This is a genomic window from Kitasatospora sp. NPDC088264, from assembly GCF_040685715.1.
Taxonomy (GTDB): Bacteria; Actinomycetota; Actinomycetes; order Streptomycetales; family Streptomycetaceae; genus Kitasatospora.
This window is the reverse complement of the sequence record NZ_JBFBIR010000022.1, coordinates 73,617-89,447: the sequence shown is the minus strand read 5'-3', so window position 1 is coordinate 89,447 and position 15,831 is coordinate 73,617. Positions and strand designations below refer to the sequence as shown.

Here is a 15,831-nt window from a genome sequence, read left to right as displayed (position 1 = left end):
TGTTGCGGGTGCGTTACTTCGGGAATCGTCGGTATAGGGCGAATTGTCAGACCAGTGGATCCCCACGAAGAAGAGCCCCGCCCAGGGGGGTCAGGGTGTGGTGCACTTTGTTGAGCGAGCGCAGGGTGGTGATAAGTCCGGCCGCCCGCAGGACGGCGGTGTGCTGGCTCGCGGCGGCGGTGGAGATGCCCACCAGCTCGCCGACCTCGGTGGTGGTGCAGGTGGTCGTCAACACCTGGAGGACGGCCGCCCGGGTGCGCCCCAGCAGGGCCCCCAGGGCCTGGTCGCCGTCGGGCGCCGGGTCCCACAGGTTCTCCCGGTCGCGCGGGACGGGGATCGGGTAGAGCAGCAGCAGGGGCCGGTCGCCCTGCTGTTCGACCAGGATCGGCGATCGGGAGAACAGGAACAGCGACGGCGCTATCTCCAGGCCGGTCGACTCCAGTTTGATGTCGTGCCCCGTCCCGGGGACCTCCAGCACCGGGGGACGCCAGCGGATCGCCGGGTGCAGGGTGCTGAGCAACTGGTCGACGCCGCCGCTCATCATGATCTGGGCCCGGGCGTTCCGGTCGACTTCGAGCAGGGTCGACACCTGGCTCCAGTAGGGCTCCACGGCGATCCGGTGGAATGTCTCCAGATCGCGCAGAACCCGCGGTCGGAATTCGTTCCCGGATCCGGCCGCGGAGGAGTTTTCGAGAATTCGGTAGAGATCCGGGAAAGGTCGTACGGTGCGGGCGAGTTCGGCCAGTGCCCGGCCGTCCCGTTCACCCGCGACCCGTCGTCGCCAGGAATGGAAGACGGGGCCTCCGCCGCCCGTCGCGAAGGTTTCGAGGGCGCACAGCGCCTCTCGCATCGGATCCAGATGAGCGGCCGACGATACTTTGGCCAGGCTCGCCGGACTGAAGAATATGCGTCGCATTGCTGTTTTCCCCCTTGAAGTTCCGATGCTGTCGCGATCGGAGGTCATCGGTCTCAGGCCGGCATCGCTGCCGCTTCGATCACGCCCTCGGTCGCACAGTTCGGTCCGTCGGGGAGAATGGGGTAGAAGAGCGTCGGTCCGTCGGCAATGGTGTGGTCGTCCACCAGGACCGGGGAATCGGGTGCCAGGAAGTAGGACGGCGCAATGGTCAGCCCGACCTCCTCCAGTTGCACGTCCTCGTTCTGTCCGGGTATCTCCAGCGAGCAGGTGGAGAGCCGGACGGTCGGGTGAAGGGTGCTCAGCAGGCTGCGCGCGCCGCAGTCCTGGAGGATTTCCAGTCGCTTCTTCCGGTCGCTCTGGACGGTGAGGGAGATCACGTCCCAGTGCGGGGCGACCATGATGCGGTAGAAGGACTCCAGGTCCCGGAGCAGGCGCAGGTCGGCGCCGTTCCCGGAGTGCCGGGCGCGCCGGACCATGGTGTCCATGTCGGGGAACGGGCGGATGGTCCGGGCGAGTTCGACGAGCCGCTGGGTGGACCCGAGCCGGTGGGTGGGACCCAGCCGGCGGGCCGGCCCCACGGGGCGGGTTTTATGCCATCGGAGCCGGCGTTTCGCCTGGCGGTGCCGGGAAGAGAGCAGGTCCAGGGCGAAGAGTGATTCGCTGACCCAGTCCGGGGTCGGCATGATACGCGTTCTCAACAGGCTTGCCGACGTGAAGTGCAGACGTGGCACGAGTCCCCCATGAATGCCGTTGATGTAGGCGGGTCGGGAGCCGGGATCCACGGTGAGGTGGATGGTCGATCGTGCGTGACCGCATCTTCGACATGGCCATGCCCGTTCCCGTACCGACTACGCTACGTGGCGCTTTAGGGGGGTGACAGTCGAGTCTTCGCCAGTTCGAAGGTGCAGTTCTCTGCACCTGATCCGGATAGCGGACTCGACTCGGTTCGACCGCCCCCTGAGGGGTCATGTGACCCGTGGGGCGGTTGGGGAGAGAGGGGTCTGTGGGGCCGGAGTCGCGCCGGACGTGGGTCCGCGCTCTCGGCCTACCTGCCAAGAGCGCGGAAGTTCCTCAGGCGCGGATTCGATCTGCTCGTCAGATCGTGATAAGCACGTTGATCAGAACGCCAACGGCGACCACCGCGAGGACGACCCAGGGCCACATCGGGCGTTCCTTAGTGGGCTTCCAGCCGGTCGAATCGGGCATGACTGCTCCTGGCTTGTATTGGTACGGGGAGATTTACGGCCGGGCCCCCCGGAAGACGGGGGACCCAACGAGGGGCCCGGCCAAGGGAATCGGCGGGGGAACTGTTAGTGCCCTGTTCACCGATTCCGGTCTGTGGTCACCGTGTGCGCTCTGGGAGGCTCAACGGTGACGCTGGTTCGGAAGCCCAGTCATCACGGGTAGTCGTGGTGGTCGAGGCAGGTCTGGCGCAGTTCCTTGATGCGGTCGTTCTGCTCACCGATGTAACCGACCACGGTGCGCACCGCACCCTTCTCGCGGATGTCGGCGTTGCGCATCTTGTCGGCGGTCGACTGGATCGCATTGCGGAGCTTGTCGTCCCCGGCCTGCTTGGCCAGCCCGTCGAGCTCGTCGGCCCGGTCGCGCATCTTCTTGCGGGCCTCCTCCACGTTGTCCGGGAACGGATCGGTGAAGGTCTTGCCGAAGATCTTCGCGCACAGCTCGATCCGGTCGGCGGCCTTGGTACTGACCTGGCAGGCGGATGTTCCGGCGCCGACCAGGAGGACGGCGGCCAGGGTCAGCACGACCGTCCTGCTCCGCCGGCGTCCGGGTTCGGCCCCGTGGCTCCTGCGCATCGGGTACATGCTTCCTCCCTGGGTCCCGTGGGATCCGATGATCTTCTGCCCGTCGTCCCGGCGTTGGTTCCGCCTTCGATGACTCCATCCTGAACCCGGGCGCCGCCGATTTCATGGGGGCTTACTTCCGATCCGAGGTGCAGTTCTCTGCACCTTTCTTCGTGCACGTGATCGCCTGTGCTGGGCGTTTTCGCACCGGCTTAAAGACGTGGTGGGCGGTGGGTGGCGCCATGGAGGCTGAGGTCCGTACGGCCGGGACGGCATGCGGTGGCCGGGGTTCCGCCCCAGGGCCGTGGCGCACGGACAGCGCAGGGGAGAGAGGGACGACGATGGGCCCAGCACGGACACTCGCGGAGAAGCTGTGGGAGCGCCACGTCGTGGCGTCCCGGCCCGGCGGACCGGACCTCCTCTACATCGACCTCCACCTCACCCACGAGGCCACCTCCCCGCAGGCATTCGACGGGCTGCGGCTGGCCGGCCGCGGCGTCCGGCGGCCGGGGCTGACCCTGGCGCTGGAGGACCACAACGTCGCCACCACGGCGACCGCGGTGCTCGACCCGGTCAGCCTGGTCCAGTTGGACACGCTGCGCCGCAACTGCGCCGAACAGGGCGTCGAGCTCTACTCGGTCGGCCACCGGCGGCAGGGGATCGTGCACGTCGTCGGACCCGAACTCGGCTTGGTGCAGCCCGGCATGACGATCGTCTGCGGGGACAGCCACACCGCCACGCACGGCGCGTTCGGCGCGCTCGCCTTCGGCATCGGCACCAGCGACGTGGAGCACGTCCTGGCCACCCAGTGCCTGGAGATCGGCCGGCCGCGCACCCTGGCCGTCGAGTTCACCGGCCAACTCCCCCCGGAGGTCGGGGCGAAGGAGATGATCCTCGCGCTGATCGCCCGGATCGGGGCCAACGGGGCGCAGGGCCACCTCATCGAGTACCGGGGCGACGTGGTGCGCGGGCTCTCCATGGAGGCCCGGATGACGCTCTGCAACATGAGCATCGAGGCCGGCGCCCGGGCCGGGATCGTCGCACCCGACGAGACCACCCTGGAGTACCTGCGCGGCCGTCCGCACGCCCCCGCCGGGGCGGACTGGGACGCCGCCGTCGCCGACTGGTCCACCCTGGCCACCGACCCCGGCGCCGTGTTCGACCGGACGGTCGTGCTCGACGTGGGCGGGCTCACCCCGCTCGTCACCTGGGGCACCAACCCCGCGCAGACCGTGCCGCTCGCCGCCGCCGTGCCCGACCCGCAGACCTTCACCGACCCGCTCGAACGCGCCTCGGCGCAGAAGGCGCTGGCCTACATGGGCCTGCGGCCCGGGACCTCGATGCGGGACCTCGCGATCGACGTCGTCTTCGTCGGCTCCTGCACCAACGGCCGGATCGAGGACCTCCGCTCCGCGGCCGGGGTGCTGCGCGGGCGCACCGTCGCCGGCGGCACCCGGATGCTGGTCGTCCCCGGCTCGATGCAGGTGCGGGCCGAGGCCGAGGCGGAGGGGCTGCACGAGGTCTTCCTGGCCGCCGGCGCCGAGTGGCGGCTGCCCGGTTGCTCGATGTGCCTGGGGATGAACACCGACCGTCTCGAGGGTGTCGAGCGCTGCGCCTCCACCTCGAACCGTAACTTCGAAGGCCGCCAAGGGGCGCGGGCCCGCACCCACCTGGTGTCGCCCGCGGTCGCCGCCGCGACGGCGGTGGCCGGGCGGCTCGCGGCCCCGGCCGACCTGGCCTGACAGCGCCGGCCCGGCCGGAGAGAGGACAGCTGAGTATGGAACCCTTCGTCGAACACCACGGTCGCGCGGTCGCCCTGCGCCGCGACGACGTCGACACCGACCAGATCCTGCCCGCGGAGTACTGCAAGCGGGTCACCAAGAGCGGCTACGAGGACGCGCTGTTCGCCCGCTGGCGCGCCGAGGACGGCTTCGTCCTGGAGCAGCCGCGCCACGCGGGCGCGACGGTCCTGCTGGCCGGCCGGGACTTCGGCATCGGCAGCTCCCGCGAGCACGCCGTCTGGGCGCTGCGCGACTGGGGGTTCCGCGCCGTCGTCGCCACCGGCTTCGGCGACATCTTCCGCCGCAACGCCCTCAACAACGGCCTCGTCCCGGTCGACCTGCCGACCCCCGTGGTCGAGGAGCTGATGGACCTCGCGGAGTCCGCCGAGGGCCTGCGGCTCACCGTGGACCTGCGGGCCGGCCTGCTGCGCCGGCCGGGCGGCGAGCACCCGTTCACGGTCGACGCGCGGGCCCGGGCCCGGCTGCTCGAAGGGCAGGACGTGATCGCGGAGACCCTGCTCAGGAGCGGGGACATCGAGGCGTACGAGGCGGGCCGCCCGTCCTGGCTGCCCGAGATCCCGCGCGGCGCCTTCGACCGGGCCGAACAGCGGCTCCGGGGCGAAGCGCCGCTCCAGACCGAACAGCGGCTCCGGACCGACGCCGCGGGAGTGAGCCGATGAGCGCCACCACGCACCATGACACCCCGGCCCGCCGCGCCCTGGGCGCCGAGCGGGTGGCCGGGCTGCCCGGCGGGGGGCTGGCCGCGCTGCTGCTGGAGGGGCTGCCCCCGAACACCGTGGACCTGGCGGTGGGCACCCCGGCCTACCCCGACACGCCGCCCGGGCTGGTCGAGGCGGCGGTGGCCGCGCTGCGCGCCGGCGTCCACCAGTACCAGGATCCGGCCGGGTTGGCGCTGCTGCGCGAGCGGATCGCCGCGGCCCTGCCCGGCGCCCCGGACCCGGGCTCCGAGATCACCGTCACCGTCGGCGGCAGCGAGGGGCTGGCCGTCGCCCTGCTCTCGCTCGTCGACCCCGGCGACGAGGTGATCGTGTTCGAGCCCTTCTACGAGAACTTCCTCAGCGCCATCGCCCTCACCGGCGCCCGCCCGCGCCCGGTCCGGCTGCGGGAGCCCGACTGGAGCGTCGACCCGGACGAGCTGGCCGCGGCCTTCGGACCGCGCACCCGCGCCGTCATCGTGAACAGCCCGGCCAACCCGACCGGCGTCGTCCTGGAGCGCGGCACCCTCGACCTGCTCGCCGAGCTGTGCCGGCGCTGGGGCGCCGTGGTGATCTCGGACGAGGTGTACGCCGGGTACGTCTACGAGTCGGCCGGCTACCGCTCGGTCGCCGAGATCGAGGGCCTGGCAGACCGCTCCGTGGTGGTCGGCAGCCTCTCCAAGAGCCATGCGATCAGCGGCTGGCGGCTCGGCTTCCTGCGCGCGGCGCCGGAGCTCACCGCCCTGCTGCGCAAGGTGCACGTGGCCACCACCGGCGGCGCGGCGGCCGCGCTCCAGCACGCCGCGGCCAACGCGGACCTGCTGCTGCCGGAGCGCTGGGACCACGCGGCGGGGATGCGTGAGCGGCGCGACCGGACGGTGACCCTGCTGCGGGACGCCGGATTCGACTTCACGCCCCCGGCCGGCGGCTGCTACGTGCTGGCCCGGATCGACGGGCTGACCGACGAGCCCAGCCCGCGCTTCGTCCGCACGCTGCTCGCCGAGACCGGTGTGCTGGTGGCGCCGGGCACCTCGTTCTTCGTCGATCCGGCCGATGGCGAGCGCTACGTCCGGATCGCCTTCAACCGTCCACTCCAGACCCTCGACACCGCTGCCGAGCGGCTTCGCGCCCGCAGCCCGCAGAAGGGAGTCACTCCGTGACAACCGCCATCAGCATCTCGACCGAAGCGCGGCACGACGGACTGGTCCTCGGGATCACCGCCGAGACCGCGGGCAACCGGCTGGTCGACCTCGGCAAGGAGCAGGGGGAGTTCATCCGCCAGCGGATCACCGAGCACGGCGCGGTCGTGCTCAGCGGCTTCGACTGGCAGGAGTGGCCGGAGCTGGACACCTTCGTCAACGCCGTCGTCGGCCGGCCGCTCGACTACACCGAGCGCTCCTCGCCGCGCACCGAGCTGCACCCCGGGGTGTTCACGGCCACCGACCACCCGGCGACCGAGGAGATCTTCCTCCACACCGAGCAGTCGTACAACCTGAACGTCCCGCGCTACCTGTTCTTCTTCTGCCGCCAGGAGTCGCCGGACGGCGGCGCCAGCCTGCTGGCCGACTGCCGCGCCCTGCACGCCGGGCTGCCCCGGGAGACCGCCGAGCGGTTCGAGCGCGAGGGCTACCTGCTCGTCCGCAACTTCCGCCCCGGCCTGGGCCTCTCCTGGCAGGAGGCGTTCGGCACCAGCGACCCGGACGAGGTCAAGGCCTACTGCGACGCCAACAGCATCGAGCTGGAGTGGCTGGAGCGCAACCACCTGAGGACCCGTCAGCTCCGCTGGGCCGTCTCCACCCACCCGGAGACCGGCGTCCGCTCCTGGTTCAACCACCTGACCTTCTTCCACGCCCGCACCCTGCGCGAGGACGTCGCCGACTTCCTGCTGGAGGAGTACGGCCCGTGGGGGATGCCCACCAACACCTTCTACGCGGACGGCAGCGAGATCCCGGACGAGGTCGTCCGGCAGCTCCAGGCCGCCTACCGGGCGCAGCAGATCGACGTCAACGTGCACACCGGTGAGGTCCTGATCGTGGACAACATCAGCGTGGCGCACGGGCGGGCCCCCTTCGTGCCGCCGCGCGACCTGTTCGTCAGCATGGCCGGGGCGCACGCGTGGTCCGAACTCCGCCCGGTGGAGCGGACGTCGGCGCCCGCGGTGGCGCTGCCGACCTCGCCGCAGTGACCTCGGGCAGTACGACGGCCGATGCCGCCGTGGCAGCCGAGCCGGGCCCGCCGCCGCTGTCCCGCAACCGCGAGTACAACGTGCTGTGGACCGCGAACATGGTCTCCCAGCTGGGGGCGCAGGGCACGCTGATCGCGTACCCGCTGCTGGTGCTCGGGCTCGGCGGCTCCGCCTTCGAGGCCTCGCTGGCCGAGTTCGCGATCGCCGGGTCGCGGGCGCTCTCGGCGCTTCCCTCGGGGGCGCTGGCGGACCGGGTCAGCCGCAAGACGCTGATGCTGGTCTCGGAGTTCGGGCGGGCCGTGGCGCTGGGCCTGCTCGCGCTGCTGGTGGCGATCGGGCACGCGCCGCTGGCGGCCATCGTGGTGGTGGCGGTGGTCGAAGGGGTGTGCACCTCGCTGTTCGGCACCGCCGACCAGGCGCTGCTGCCGAGCGTCGTGCCGTCCTCGCAACTCGCCGACGCCGTCACCCGCAACACCGCCCGCTACTACCTCGCGACCATCGTGGGTCCGGGGATCGGTGGATTCCTGTACGGCGTCCAGCGGTTGCTGCCGTTCGTCGCCCAGGCGGTGACCTCGGCGATCGCCTTCGTCACGCTGCTGTTCCTGCGGCTGCCCGCGCCCGCGCCGGTGCCGGTGCCGGCGCCGGCGCCGTCGCCCGAGGGCAAGGGCGAGGGCGGGGACGCGGAGCGGACCGAGGGGGCGTTGCAGGCGATGGCGTCGGGGCTGCGCTGGCTGCGCGGCAACCCGGCTGTGCGGGCCACCGTGCTGTTCGGCACCGCCTTCAACCTGGTGTTCAGCGGCCTGTTGATCGCCGTGGTGGTGATGGCCCAGCAGGACGGGCGGTCCGGTGCCGAGGTCGGCGCCATCGGCGCCCTGGTCGGCGCGGGCGGCGTGTCGGGTGCGCTGGCGGCCGGGCGGCTGCGCCGCTCGCTCTCGCCGTTCACGGCGCTCATGGTGCTGACCTGGGCCTCCGCGGTGCTGGTGCCGCTGCTCGCGGTGGTGCCGACCGGCTGGCCGGCCGGGCTGGTGCTGGGGGCCACCGCGTTCCTCGCGCCCACCGCCACCGCCCTGGTGGCCGGTCATCAGATGATGGTCACCCCCGATGAGATGCGCGGCCGGCTGGCCGGCCTGATCGGGGTCTCGATGGGCGCGGGCGCGGCGCTCGGCCCGCTGCTGTGCGGGCTGCTGCTGGAGACCGTGCACGCCGTGCCCACCGTCCTGAGCTGTGCGGCGGCGTTCCTGCTGATCGCACTCGGCGTGGCCGTCACCCCCGCGGTCCGTGCCTTCCCCGCCCTGCCCGACAACCGGGAGCACCCGTCCGGGAGTTGAGGAGGGAGACACGCAGGAGGGGCGGCGCCCGACCGGCGCCGCCCCTCTCCGCGTGTCTTCCTTCGGCCGTTCAGGCCCGCAGGTAGGTGAGCACGGCGAGCACCCGGCGGTGGCCGCTGTCCGGCGTGGGCATGTTCAGCTTGGCGAAGATGTTGCCGATGTGCTTGTTCACCGAACTCTCCGCGATGAACAGCATCTCGGCGATGGTGCCGTTGTTGCGCCCCTCCGCCATCAGCGCCAGGACCTCGCGCTCGCGCTGGGTCAGCGAGGACAGCGGGTCGTCGCCGGCCCGGCGGACCATCAGCTGCGAGATGACCTCCGGGTCCATCGCGGTGCCGCCGTCGGCGACCCGCTCCAGCGCGAGCAGGAACTCCTCGGCACGCCCCACCCGGTCCTTCAGCAGGTAGCCGACCCCGGAGGCGCTCTGCGCCAGCAGCTCCGTCGCGTAAGCCCGTTCGACGTACTGCGAGAGCACCAGGACGGGCAGGTTGGGCAGTTGCTTGCGCGCCTCGACGACGGCGCGCAGGCCCTCGTCCCGGAACGTCGGCGGCAGCCGGACGTCCACCACGGCGACGTCCGGGCGGTGTGCGAGCAACGCGGGCAGCAGGTCGTCCCCGTTGTCCACGGTGGCGCACACCTCGTGCCCCTCGCTGTTCAGTAACAGGACCAGCCCCTCACGGAGCAGGGCGTTGTCCTCGGCGATCAGGATCCGCATGGAATCTCCACCTTCAGTACGGTCGGGCCCCCGGGCGGGCTGAACAGGTCGGTGGTGCCGTCGAAGGCGGCGACCCGGCGCCGGAGTCCGAGGATCCCGCTCCCCGTGCCCTCGGTGGCGCCGCCCTTGCCGTCGTCCTCGACCCTGATCGAGATGGCGTCCGACGCGATCCGCAGCCACACCAGCGCGCTGCGCGCCCCGCTGTGCTTCGTGATGTTGGTGAGCGCCTCGGAGATCACGAAGTAGGCCGCGGCCTCGGCGGCGGCGGGCGCGCGGGGCGCCGCGCCGGCCGACTCGTCGATGTCTATCCGGGTCGGGACCCCGCACAGCGCGGTGAGCGCCCGGACGGCGTCGGTCAGCCCGCGGTCGGCGAGCACCGGCGGGTAGATGCCGCGGACGAGGTGGCGCAGCGACTCCAACGCCTGCTCGGCGAGGTTCTGGGCCGCGTCCACCATCTCCGGGACCTGCTCGGGCCGTTGGCCGAGCGCGCGCTTGATCATGCCGAGGCGCAGCGAGACGGCGACGATGCCGGCCTGCGCCCCGTCGTGCAGGTCGCGTTCGATCCGGCGCAGTTCGGCGTCGTGCGCGTCGAGCGCCTCGGCGCGGGTCACGGAGAGTTCGCGGACCCGCTGCGCGAGCGCGACCCGGGGGCGGGCGGTCAGCAGCCGGCGGGACATCCGGGCGTGCACGAGGGCCAGCCCGCGCATCGCGGCCATCGCCACCACGGCGTAGCCGATGCCGATGAACACCGCGACGAAGGACTTCAGCCACGAGTCGACGTTCATCAGGATGATCGAGTTGCGCTCGCCCGACGCGAGCTTCCACCACACTGGTGCGGACAGCCAGTTGAAGGCGTTGCCGCAGATGCTCAGGGCGAAGATGCACAGGGCCGAGCCGACGACGCCGTGGGTGATCACCCAGAGCAGGTCCTTGCGGACGGCCGGGTCGCGCAGGGAGGGCTTGCGGGGGCCGGTGCGGCCGGGCTCCAGGTCGCGGTAGGGCGTGCGGACCTCGGTCTCCAGCAGCCGGCCGACCCACCGGCGGTGGACCTCGGCGTACCTGCGCAGCACCCGCAGTGTCCTGGGCAGCAGCAGGAAGCCCGTTCCGACCAGGCAGAGCGCGAAGATGATGGCGATCAGGTAGAACAGCAGCAGCCCGGCGAGTCCGGTCATCAGGCAGAGCAGGACGTAGCCCGCGGCCGGAGGGAAACGGATCACCGTCTGGCGGACCCACTGCTCGGGCTGTAAGCGTCGCAACTCGGCAATGCTGGGGGCGCGCACGGCTCCTAAAACCCTCCGAGTCGTCATCCCGATCACCCTACCACCGTCCCAAATGCGGCGGTGGGTGGCACTTTTCTGCACCATCGACTCTCCAGTTCGTGCCCTGGTTCCGTACCTGCTCCAGGACTTACCTTCGTGAACGTCAAGTAGTGCGTGCGAGTGGTGGAGGCCGGAAGTGAGCAGAAAGGGACGCGGAGCGCGGACGGAGGAGTTCCAGGGCGCGGCCGCGGAGGAGGAGTACGCGGCGCCGCCGCGACCGGACGGCAGTGCCGCGCTGGACGCTCACTGGGTCGTCCGCCTCGACGGGGTCCGGAAGACGTACGGCAAGGGCGCCGGGGCCGTGCACGCGCTGCGCGATCTGTCCCTCGCCTTCGCCCGGGGCACCTTCACCGCGGTGATGGGCCCGTCCGGGGCGGGCAAGAGCACCTTCCTGCACTGCGCCGCCGGGCTGGACCGCCCGGACGCCGGCTCGGTGGTGCTCGGCGGTACCGAACTGGCGCAGCTCAGCGAGGTCGATCTGACCATCATGCGCCGGGAGCGGGTCGGCTTCATCTTCCAGGCGTACAACCTGATGGCAGCGTTGACCGTCGCGGACAACATCACCCTGCCGCTGATGCTGGCCGGCCGCCAGCCGGACCACCAGTGGTTGCAGCAGGTCGTGACGCAGGTGGGTCTCGCCGACCGGATGAGCCACCGGCCCTCGGAGCTGTCCGGCGGCCAGCAGCAGCGGGTGGCCATCGCCCGGGCGCTGGCGGCGCGGCCCGAGGTGGTCTTCGCGGACGAGCCGACCGGCGCGCTGGACACCCGCACCGCCAAGCAGGTGCTGACGCTGCTGCGCGAGGTCGTGGACAGCCTCGGACAGACGGTGATCATGGTGACCCACGACCCGATCGCCGCCTCCTACGCGCACCGCGTGGTGTTCCTCGCGGACGGGAGCTACGCGGAGGAGATGACGCATCCCACGCCGGACCGGGTGGCCGAGCGCATGACCCGGCTGGGGGAGTGGTGAGGCGTGTTCAGGCTCGTCGTACAGACCGTCAAGGAGCGTAAGGCCGGGTTCGTCGGGGCGTTCGTCGCCCTGTTCGGCGCGTCCGTGCTCGTCACGGCCTTCGGAATCATCCTGCAGTCCGGCATCGGCAACGGGGTGCCGGTCCAGCGCTACTCCGGCGCTGCGGTCGTGGTCGGCGGTCAGAAGCACTTCACGGTCCACGAGGCCAAGAAGAGCAAGTCCAAGGACCTCAAGGACGCCGTCGGCGTCCCGATCGACCTGGTCGACAAGGTCGCCAGGACCGAGGGCGTCGACAAGGCCGTCCCGGTGCTCACCTTCCCCGCGCAGGTCGTCTCCAACGACGGCGAGGAGCTGGTCAAGGGCGCCGACGACCGGACGTCCAACGGCACCAACTGGGGCGCGGCCGCGCTCGGCCCGTACGACCGCAACGGCGACGAGCCGAAGCGGGCCGGCGAGGTGGTGCTGGAGAAGTCCGTCGCCGACCACCGCAAGGTGAAGGTGGGCGACAGCGTCAAGATCGCCTCCACCCGGGACGCCAGCTCGTACAAGGTCGTCGGCATCGTCACCTACAAGGGCGGCGGCGGTGCGCTGCGCACCCCGCCGGTGTTCTTCTCCGACGACGAGGCGCGCACCCTGTTCGGCCGCACCGACCAGGTCAGCGCCATCGGCGTGCTGGCGCCCAAGGACACCAACGCCGGCAAGCTCGGCGACCGGATCGACAAGGCGCTCAAGGGCTCCGCGATCGACGTCTACACCGGTGACGGGCGCAGCAGCGTCGAGAACCCGGACGTCGCCTCGGCCCGGGGCAGCCTGAAGGAGCTGGCGGGCTCGCTCGGCGGCACCGTCGTGCTGATCACCATGATGGTGGTGGGCAGCACCCTGGCGCTCAGCGTGCACCAGCGCCGGCGCGAGCTGGCGCTGTTGCGCGCGGTCGGCGCGACGCCCAAGCAGATCCACAAGATGATCTCGGGCGAGGCCCTGGTGATCTCGCTGGTGGCCTCGATCCTGGGCTGCTTCCCCGGCATGCTGGCCGCCGGGGTGCTGCGCGGGGCGCTCGGCGCGATCGGTATCCTGCCGGACGACTTCGAGTTCTCCTACGGGCCGATCCCGGCGATCGCCGCGGTCGGCATCGGCGTGATCGCCGCGCAGGTGGCGGCGTTCGCGGTGGCCCGCCGGGTGGTGTCGATCCGGCCGGTGGAGGCGCTCAGCGAGGCCCAGACCGAGCAGCCGGGCATCGGCGGCGCCCGGGTGGCCATCGGGATCCTGCTGTTCGTCCTCGGCTTCTGCGCGTCGCTGTTGCCGCTGTTCTTCGGCAGCATCTTCGCGGTGGCCGCGGCCGGCAGCGGCGGCCTGATCATGGTGATCGCGATCCTCATGCTGGCCCCGCCGGTGGTGGCGAAGGCGACCAGACTGATGGCCGCGCCGTTCCAGCGCCGGTTCGGGACCCTCGGGTTCCTGGCCGTGGCCAACACCCGGGCCAACGCCCGGCGGCTGGCGGCCGGCATCGGCCCGCTGATCCTGGCGATCGGCTTCGCCTCGGTGCAGCTGTTCATCCCGACCACCACGTCGGGTGCGGCCGAGGCGCAGGCCCAGGCGGGCGTCGTCGCCGACTACACGGTGACCAGCGAGTCCGGCGGCCTGCCGGTCACCGCGCCGAAGTTCATCGCCGGCCTGGACGGGGTGGACGCCGCGGCCGGGACGGTGCGGGTGGACCTGTTCGCCTCGACGAAGATGCTCGGCTCGCCGGAGATCTTCGACTACAAGGCGCAGGGGCTGACCCCGGGCAACCTGAGCCGGGTCGTCGACCTGGACGTCTCCGAGGGCTCCCTGGACAACCTGTCCACGGACACGGTGGCGATCAGCAGCGGGGCTTCGGCCACGCTCGGCGCCAACGTCGGCGGCCAGATCAAGGTGCACATGCCCGACGGGCAGACGCTGGAGCCGAAGGTGATCGCCGTGTACAAGCGCGGCCTGGGCTTCGGCGACATCACCCTGTCCTACGACACCGTGCTCCAGCACAGTTCGCGCCGGATGTACGACTCGGTGCTGGTGCGGGCCAAGGACGGCGCCGACAAGAAGAAGGTGATCGGGGAGCTCACCGGGCTCAACGACCGCTACCCCGGGGTGCACGTCCAGGACAAGGGCGGCCTGTCCGCCGCCCAGGAGAAGGCCGGCACGGCCAACCTGTTCGGCAGCGCGCTGCCGCTGGTCCTGGTCTTCGGGTACATCGCGGTGGCCGTCGCCAACACCCTGGTGATGACCACGCTGTCCAGAGCACGGGAGTTCGCGCTGCTGCGGCTGGTGGGCGCGACCCCCGAACAGGTCATGCGGATGATGCGCACCGAGACGCTGATGCTGATCCTGATCGCGGTGGTGGTCGGCAGTCTGGTGCCCATCGTGCCGTTGATGACGGTGAGCATGGGCCTGACCGGGTCCCTGGTTCCGCACATTCCTCCGCTGCTCTACCTGGCGATCGTGGCGGCGACCTCGGCCCTGGCCGCGGCGGCCGTTCTGGTGCCGACCAAGCTCGCCCTGCGCGCCCGCCCGGTGGAGGCCATCGGACTGCGCGAGTAGCTCCGCCCGCACCATTGCCACACCGACCCGCCGATGGGGTCCGCGACCGCGGACCCCATCGGCGTTTTCGGGTTTCCGGGCAGGTCGAACGGCGTTTCGCAGTGCGGCAACCAGGGTCATTCGGCTGCCGCTTAACGACCCTGACCGGCCCCGCCGCCCGGTGTTAGCCTGCATTCACCAGAGCGAATTCCCCTTTTGCGTAATCCCCGTACCGACGAGCCGTGGACGGAACACGGCCGAACGGGGCTGTTGTGCTGCGCCTTTTTCGGATTCCGGTGAATGCGGTGGGTGGGTTTTAGTGAATTCACAGTCATGGCGTGAAAAGGCCGGACGGCTCGCGCGCGAACACGGTGTGCGCTCCCTCCGGTGCGCCTTCTACGACGCCGGCGAACTCCACGTCGCCGAGGCGGGTGCGGAGCCCGGGCCAGCGCCCGCCGCGCCGTTCGCCTCGCTCACCAAGCTCTTCACCGCGACGCTGGCCATGCAGCTGGCCTTCGACGGCGACCTCGACCTGGACCTGCCGGTCGGCGAGTACCTGACCGAACCACCCTTCGCCGAGCTGAGACTGACGACTCGTCACCTGCTCAGCCACTCCTCCGGGATGGTCTGCGACGGCCCCGGCGACGGCGGGCTGCGGGCCGCCGTCGCGGCCGGCCCGCTGTTCGCCCCCGGCACCGCGTTCTCGTACTCCAACGCCGGGTTCGCCCTGGCCGGAAAGGTCATCGAGGCCGCCGCCGGGGTGAGTTGGCGCAACGCCGTGACGGACTTCCTGCTCCGGCCGCTGGACATCGAGCCGGCCTTCCTGGCGGTCGGCGAGATCCCCCGCGACCTCGCCCCCGCCACCGCGATCGCCGGCACCGTCACCGACCTGGTCGCGTTCGCCCGGCTTCACCTGGACGACCGCGACGCCTCGCACGCCGCCCTGCTCGACCAGGAGGCCGTCCGGGAACTGGCCGAACCGCCCTTCGACACCCTGCCGTTCGGCCTGGCCGACGGCTGGGGCCACGGCTGGGCCCGGTACGGCAACGGCGCCGACCGCTGGCTCGGCCTCGACGGCGTGGGCGCGGGCGCCACCTGCCACCTGCGGATCCAGCCGGAACGCGGCACCGTGATCGCCCTCCAGGCCGACTCCGCGGCCGGCCTCGGCGCCTGGCAGGACCTGCTGGCCCAGCTCCGGGCCGAGGGCGTGGACGTCGCCGGCTACGCGCCGGGCCCCGCCGCCGGCGCCGCGCAGGACCTGTCGGACCGCGTCGGGCAGTGGGCCAACGGCGAGACCGTGTACCGGATCCGCCCCGGCGCCGACGCGGCGGACGGCGCGCACCCCGGCGCCACCGTCCTGGTCGACGACGACGGGATGGAGTACGACCTGACCGGCCGAGGCGAGCGCTTCTTCGCCGCCCGGCACCCGCGGCTGCCCGAGGTGGAACACCTCGGCCGCTTCCTGCTCGACCCGGAGACCGGGCGCGCGGACCACATGCAGTTCGGCGGCCGCGTCCTGCGACGCGTCGCCTGAACAGGCTGG

At 71.6% G+C, this 15,831-nt stretch carries 13 protein-coding genes; 8 read left to right on the top strand and 5 right to left on the bottom strand.

Translation table 11 applies throughout. From position 1 onward, the window contains the following. Positions 1-46 precede the first annotated feature (46 nt). The 3 genes from AB0O82_RS19335 to AB0O82_RS19325 form a co-directional block, all read right to left on the bottom strand. Entirely contained in the window at positions 47-610 is a 564-nt protein-coding gene (locus AB0O82_RS19335) for a winged helix-turn-helix domain-containing protein (protein ID WP_363585150.1), read from the bottom strand. A gap of 359 nt (positions 611-969) precedes the next feature. Further along, a complete protein-coding gene (locus tag AB0O82_RS19330) occupies positions 970-1,494 on the bottom strand; it encodes a hypothetical protein (RefSeq protein WP_363585148.1) in 525 nt (174 codons plus the stop codon). Between the two features lie 819 nt (positions 1,495-2,313). Beyond that, positions 2,314-2,733 (bottom strand): hypothetical protein, encoded by a 420-nt coding sequence (locus AB0O82_RS19325; RefSeq protein ID WP_363585146.1) that lies wholly within the window; start codon positions 2,731-2,733, stop codon positions 2,314-2,316. Between the two features lie 329 nt (positions 2,734-3,062). On the opposite strand from AB0O82_RS19325, the gene leuC reads away from it, so the two are divergent. Genes leuC through AB0O82_RS19300 form a run of 5 tightly spaced genes read left to right on the top strand, consistent with a single transcriptional unit; the run spans position 3,063 to position 8,731 of the window. Further along, a complete protein-coding gene (gene leuC / locus AB0O82_RS19320; RefSeq protein ID WP_363585144.1) occupies positions 3,063-4,463 on the top strand; it encodes a 3-isopropylmalate dehydratase large subunit in 1,401 nt (466 codons plus the stop codon). Between the two features lie 35 nt (positions 4,464-4,498). Continuing rightward, the gene (leuD, locus tag AB0O82_RS19315; protein ID WP_363585142.1) at positions 4,499-5,182 is read left to right on the top strand and encodes a 3-isopropylmalate dehydratase small subunit; all 684 of its coding nucleotides are present in this window, start codon (positions 4,499-4,501) and stop codon (positions 5,180-5,182) included. Then, positions 5,179-6,378: a pyridoxal phosphate-dependent aminotransferase gene (locus AB0O82_RS19310; RefSeq protein WP_363585140.1), complete on the top strand. Its 1,200-nt coding sequence runs from the start codon at positions 5,179-5,181 to the stop codon at positions 6,376-6,378. The genes leuD and AB0O82_RS19310 overlap by 4 nt, the downstream gene beginning before the upstream one ends. Beyond that, positions 6,375-7,403, top strand: coding sequence for a TauD/TfdA family dioxygenase (locus tag AB0O82_RS19305; RefSeq protein WP_363585138.1), 1,029 nt, complete (start codon positions 6,375-6,377; stop codon positions 7,401-7,403). Before AB0O82_RS19310 ends, AB0O82_RS19305 begins: the two co-directional genes overlap by 4 nt. Before the next feature lie 29 nt (positions 7,404-7,432). After that, positions 7,433-8,731 (top strand): MFS transporter, encoded by a 1,299-nt coding sequence (locus tag AB0O82_RS19300; RefSeq protein ID WP_363585136.1) that lies wholly within the window; start codon positions 7,433-7,435, stop codon positions 8,729-8,731. Positions 8,732-8,801: 70 nt separating this feature from the next. Here AB0O82_RS19300 and AB0O82_RS19295 read toward each other — a convergent pair whose 3' ends face one another. Together AB0O82_RS19295 and AB0O82_RS19290 are read right to left on the bottom strand one after the other, a co-directional pair. Continuing rightward, positions 8,802-9,446 carry a response regulator transcription factor gene (locus AB0O82_RS19295; RefSeq protein ID WP_350880992.1) on the bottom strand — a complete coding sequence of 215 codons (645 nt, stop codon included), beginning with the start codon at positions 9,444-9,446 and terminating at the stop codon, positions 8,802-8,804. Continuing rightward, positions 9,434-10,702 (bottom strand): sensor domain-containing protein, encoded by a 1,269-nt coding sequence (locus AB0O82_RS19290; protein ID WP_363585134.1) that lies wholly within the window; start codon positions 10,700-10,702, stop codon positions 9,434-9,436. Before AB0O82_RS19290 ends, AB0O82_RS19295 begins: the two co-directional genes overlap by 13 nt. Before the next feature lie 298 nt (positions 10,703-11,000). Between AB0O82_RS19290 and AB0O82_RS19285 the strand changes: the two genes are divergently transcribed. From AB0O82_RS19285 to AB0O82_RS19275, 3 genes are all read left to right on the top strand, one after another. Continuing rightward, positions 11,001-11,735, top strand: coding sequence for an ABC transporter ATP-binding protein (locus AB0O82_RS19285; RefSeq protein ID WP_063351478.1), 735 nt, complete (start codon positions 11,001-11,003; stop codon positions 11,733-11,735). 3 nt (positions 11,736-11,738) lie between these two features. After that, the gene (locus AB0O82_RS19280; protein WP_363585132.1) at positions 11,739-14,309 is read left to right on the top strand and encodes an FtsX-like permease family protein; all 2,571 of its coding nucleotides are present in this window, start codon (positions 11,739-11,741) and stop codon (positions 14,307-14,309) included. Between the two features lie 160 nt (positions 14,310-14,469). Continuing rightward, a complete protein-coding gene (locus AB0O82_RS19275; protein ID WP_363585130.1) occupies positions 14,470-15,822 on the top strand; it encodes a serine hydrolase domain-containing protein in 1,353 nt (450 codons plus the stop codon). The last annotated feature ends 9 nt before the right edge of the window (positions 15,823-15,831 follow it).

Bases quoted from the DNA above. Each gene is read 5' to 3' on its own strand.
- AB0O82_RS19325 (WP_363585146.1), bottom strand. From the start codon at position 2,733: ATGCGCAGGAGCCACGGGGCCGAACCCGGACGCCGGCGGAGCAGGACG.
- leuC (WP_363585144.1), top strand. From the start codon at position 3,063: ATGGGCCCAGCACGGACACTCGCGGAGAAGCTGTGGGAGCGCCACGTC.
- leuD (WP_363585142.1), top strand. From the start codon at position 4,499: ATGGAACCCTTCGTCGAACACCACGGTCGCGCGGTCGCCCTGCGCCGC.
- AB0O82_RS19310 (WP_363585140.1), top strand. From the start codon at position 5,179: ATGAGCGCCACCACGCACCATGACACCCCGGCCCGCCGCGCCCTGGGC.
- AB0O82_RS19295 (WP_350880992.1), bottom strand. From the start codon at position 9,446: ATGCGGATCCTGATCGCCGAGGACAACGCCCTGCTCCGTGAGGGGCTG.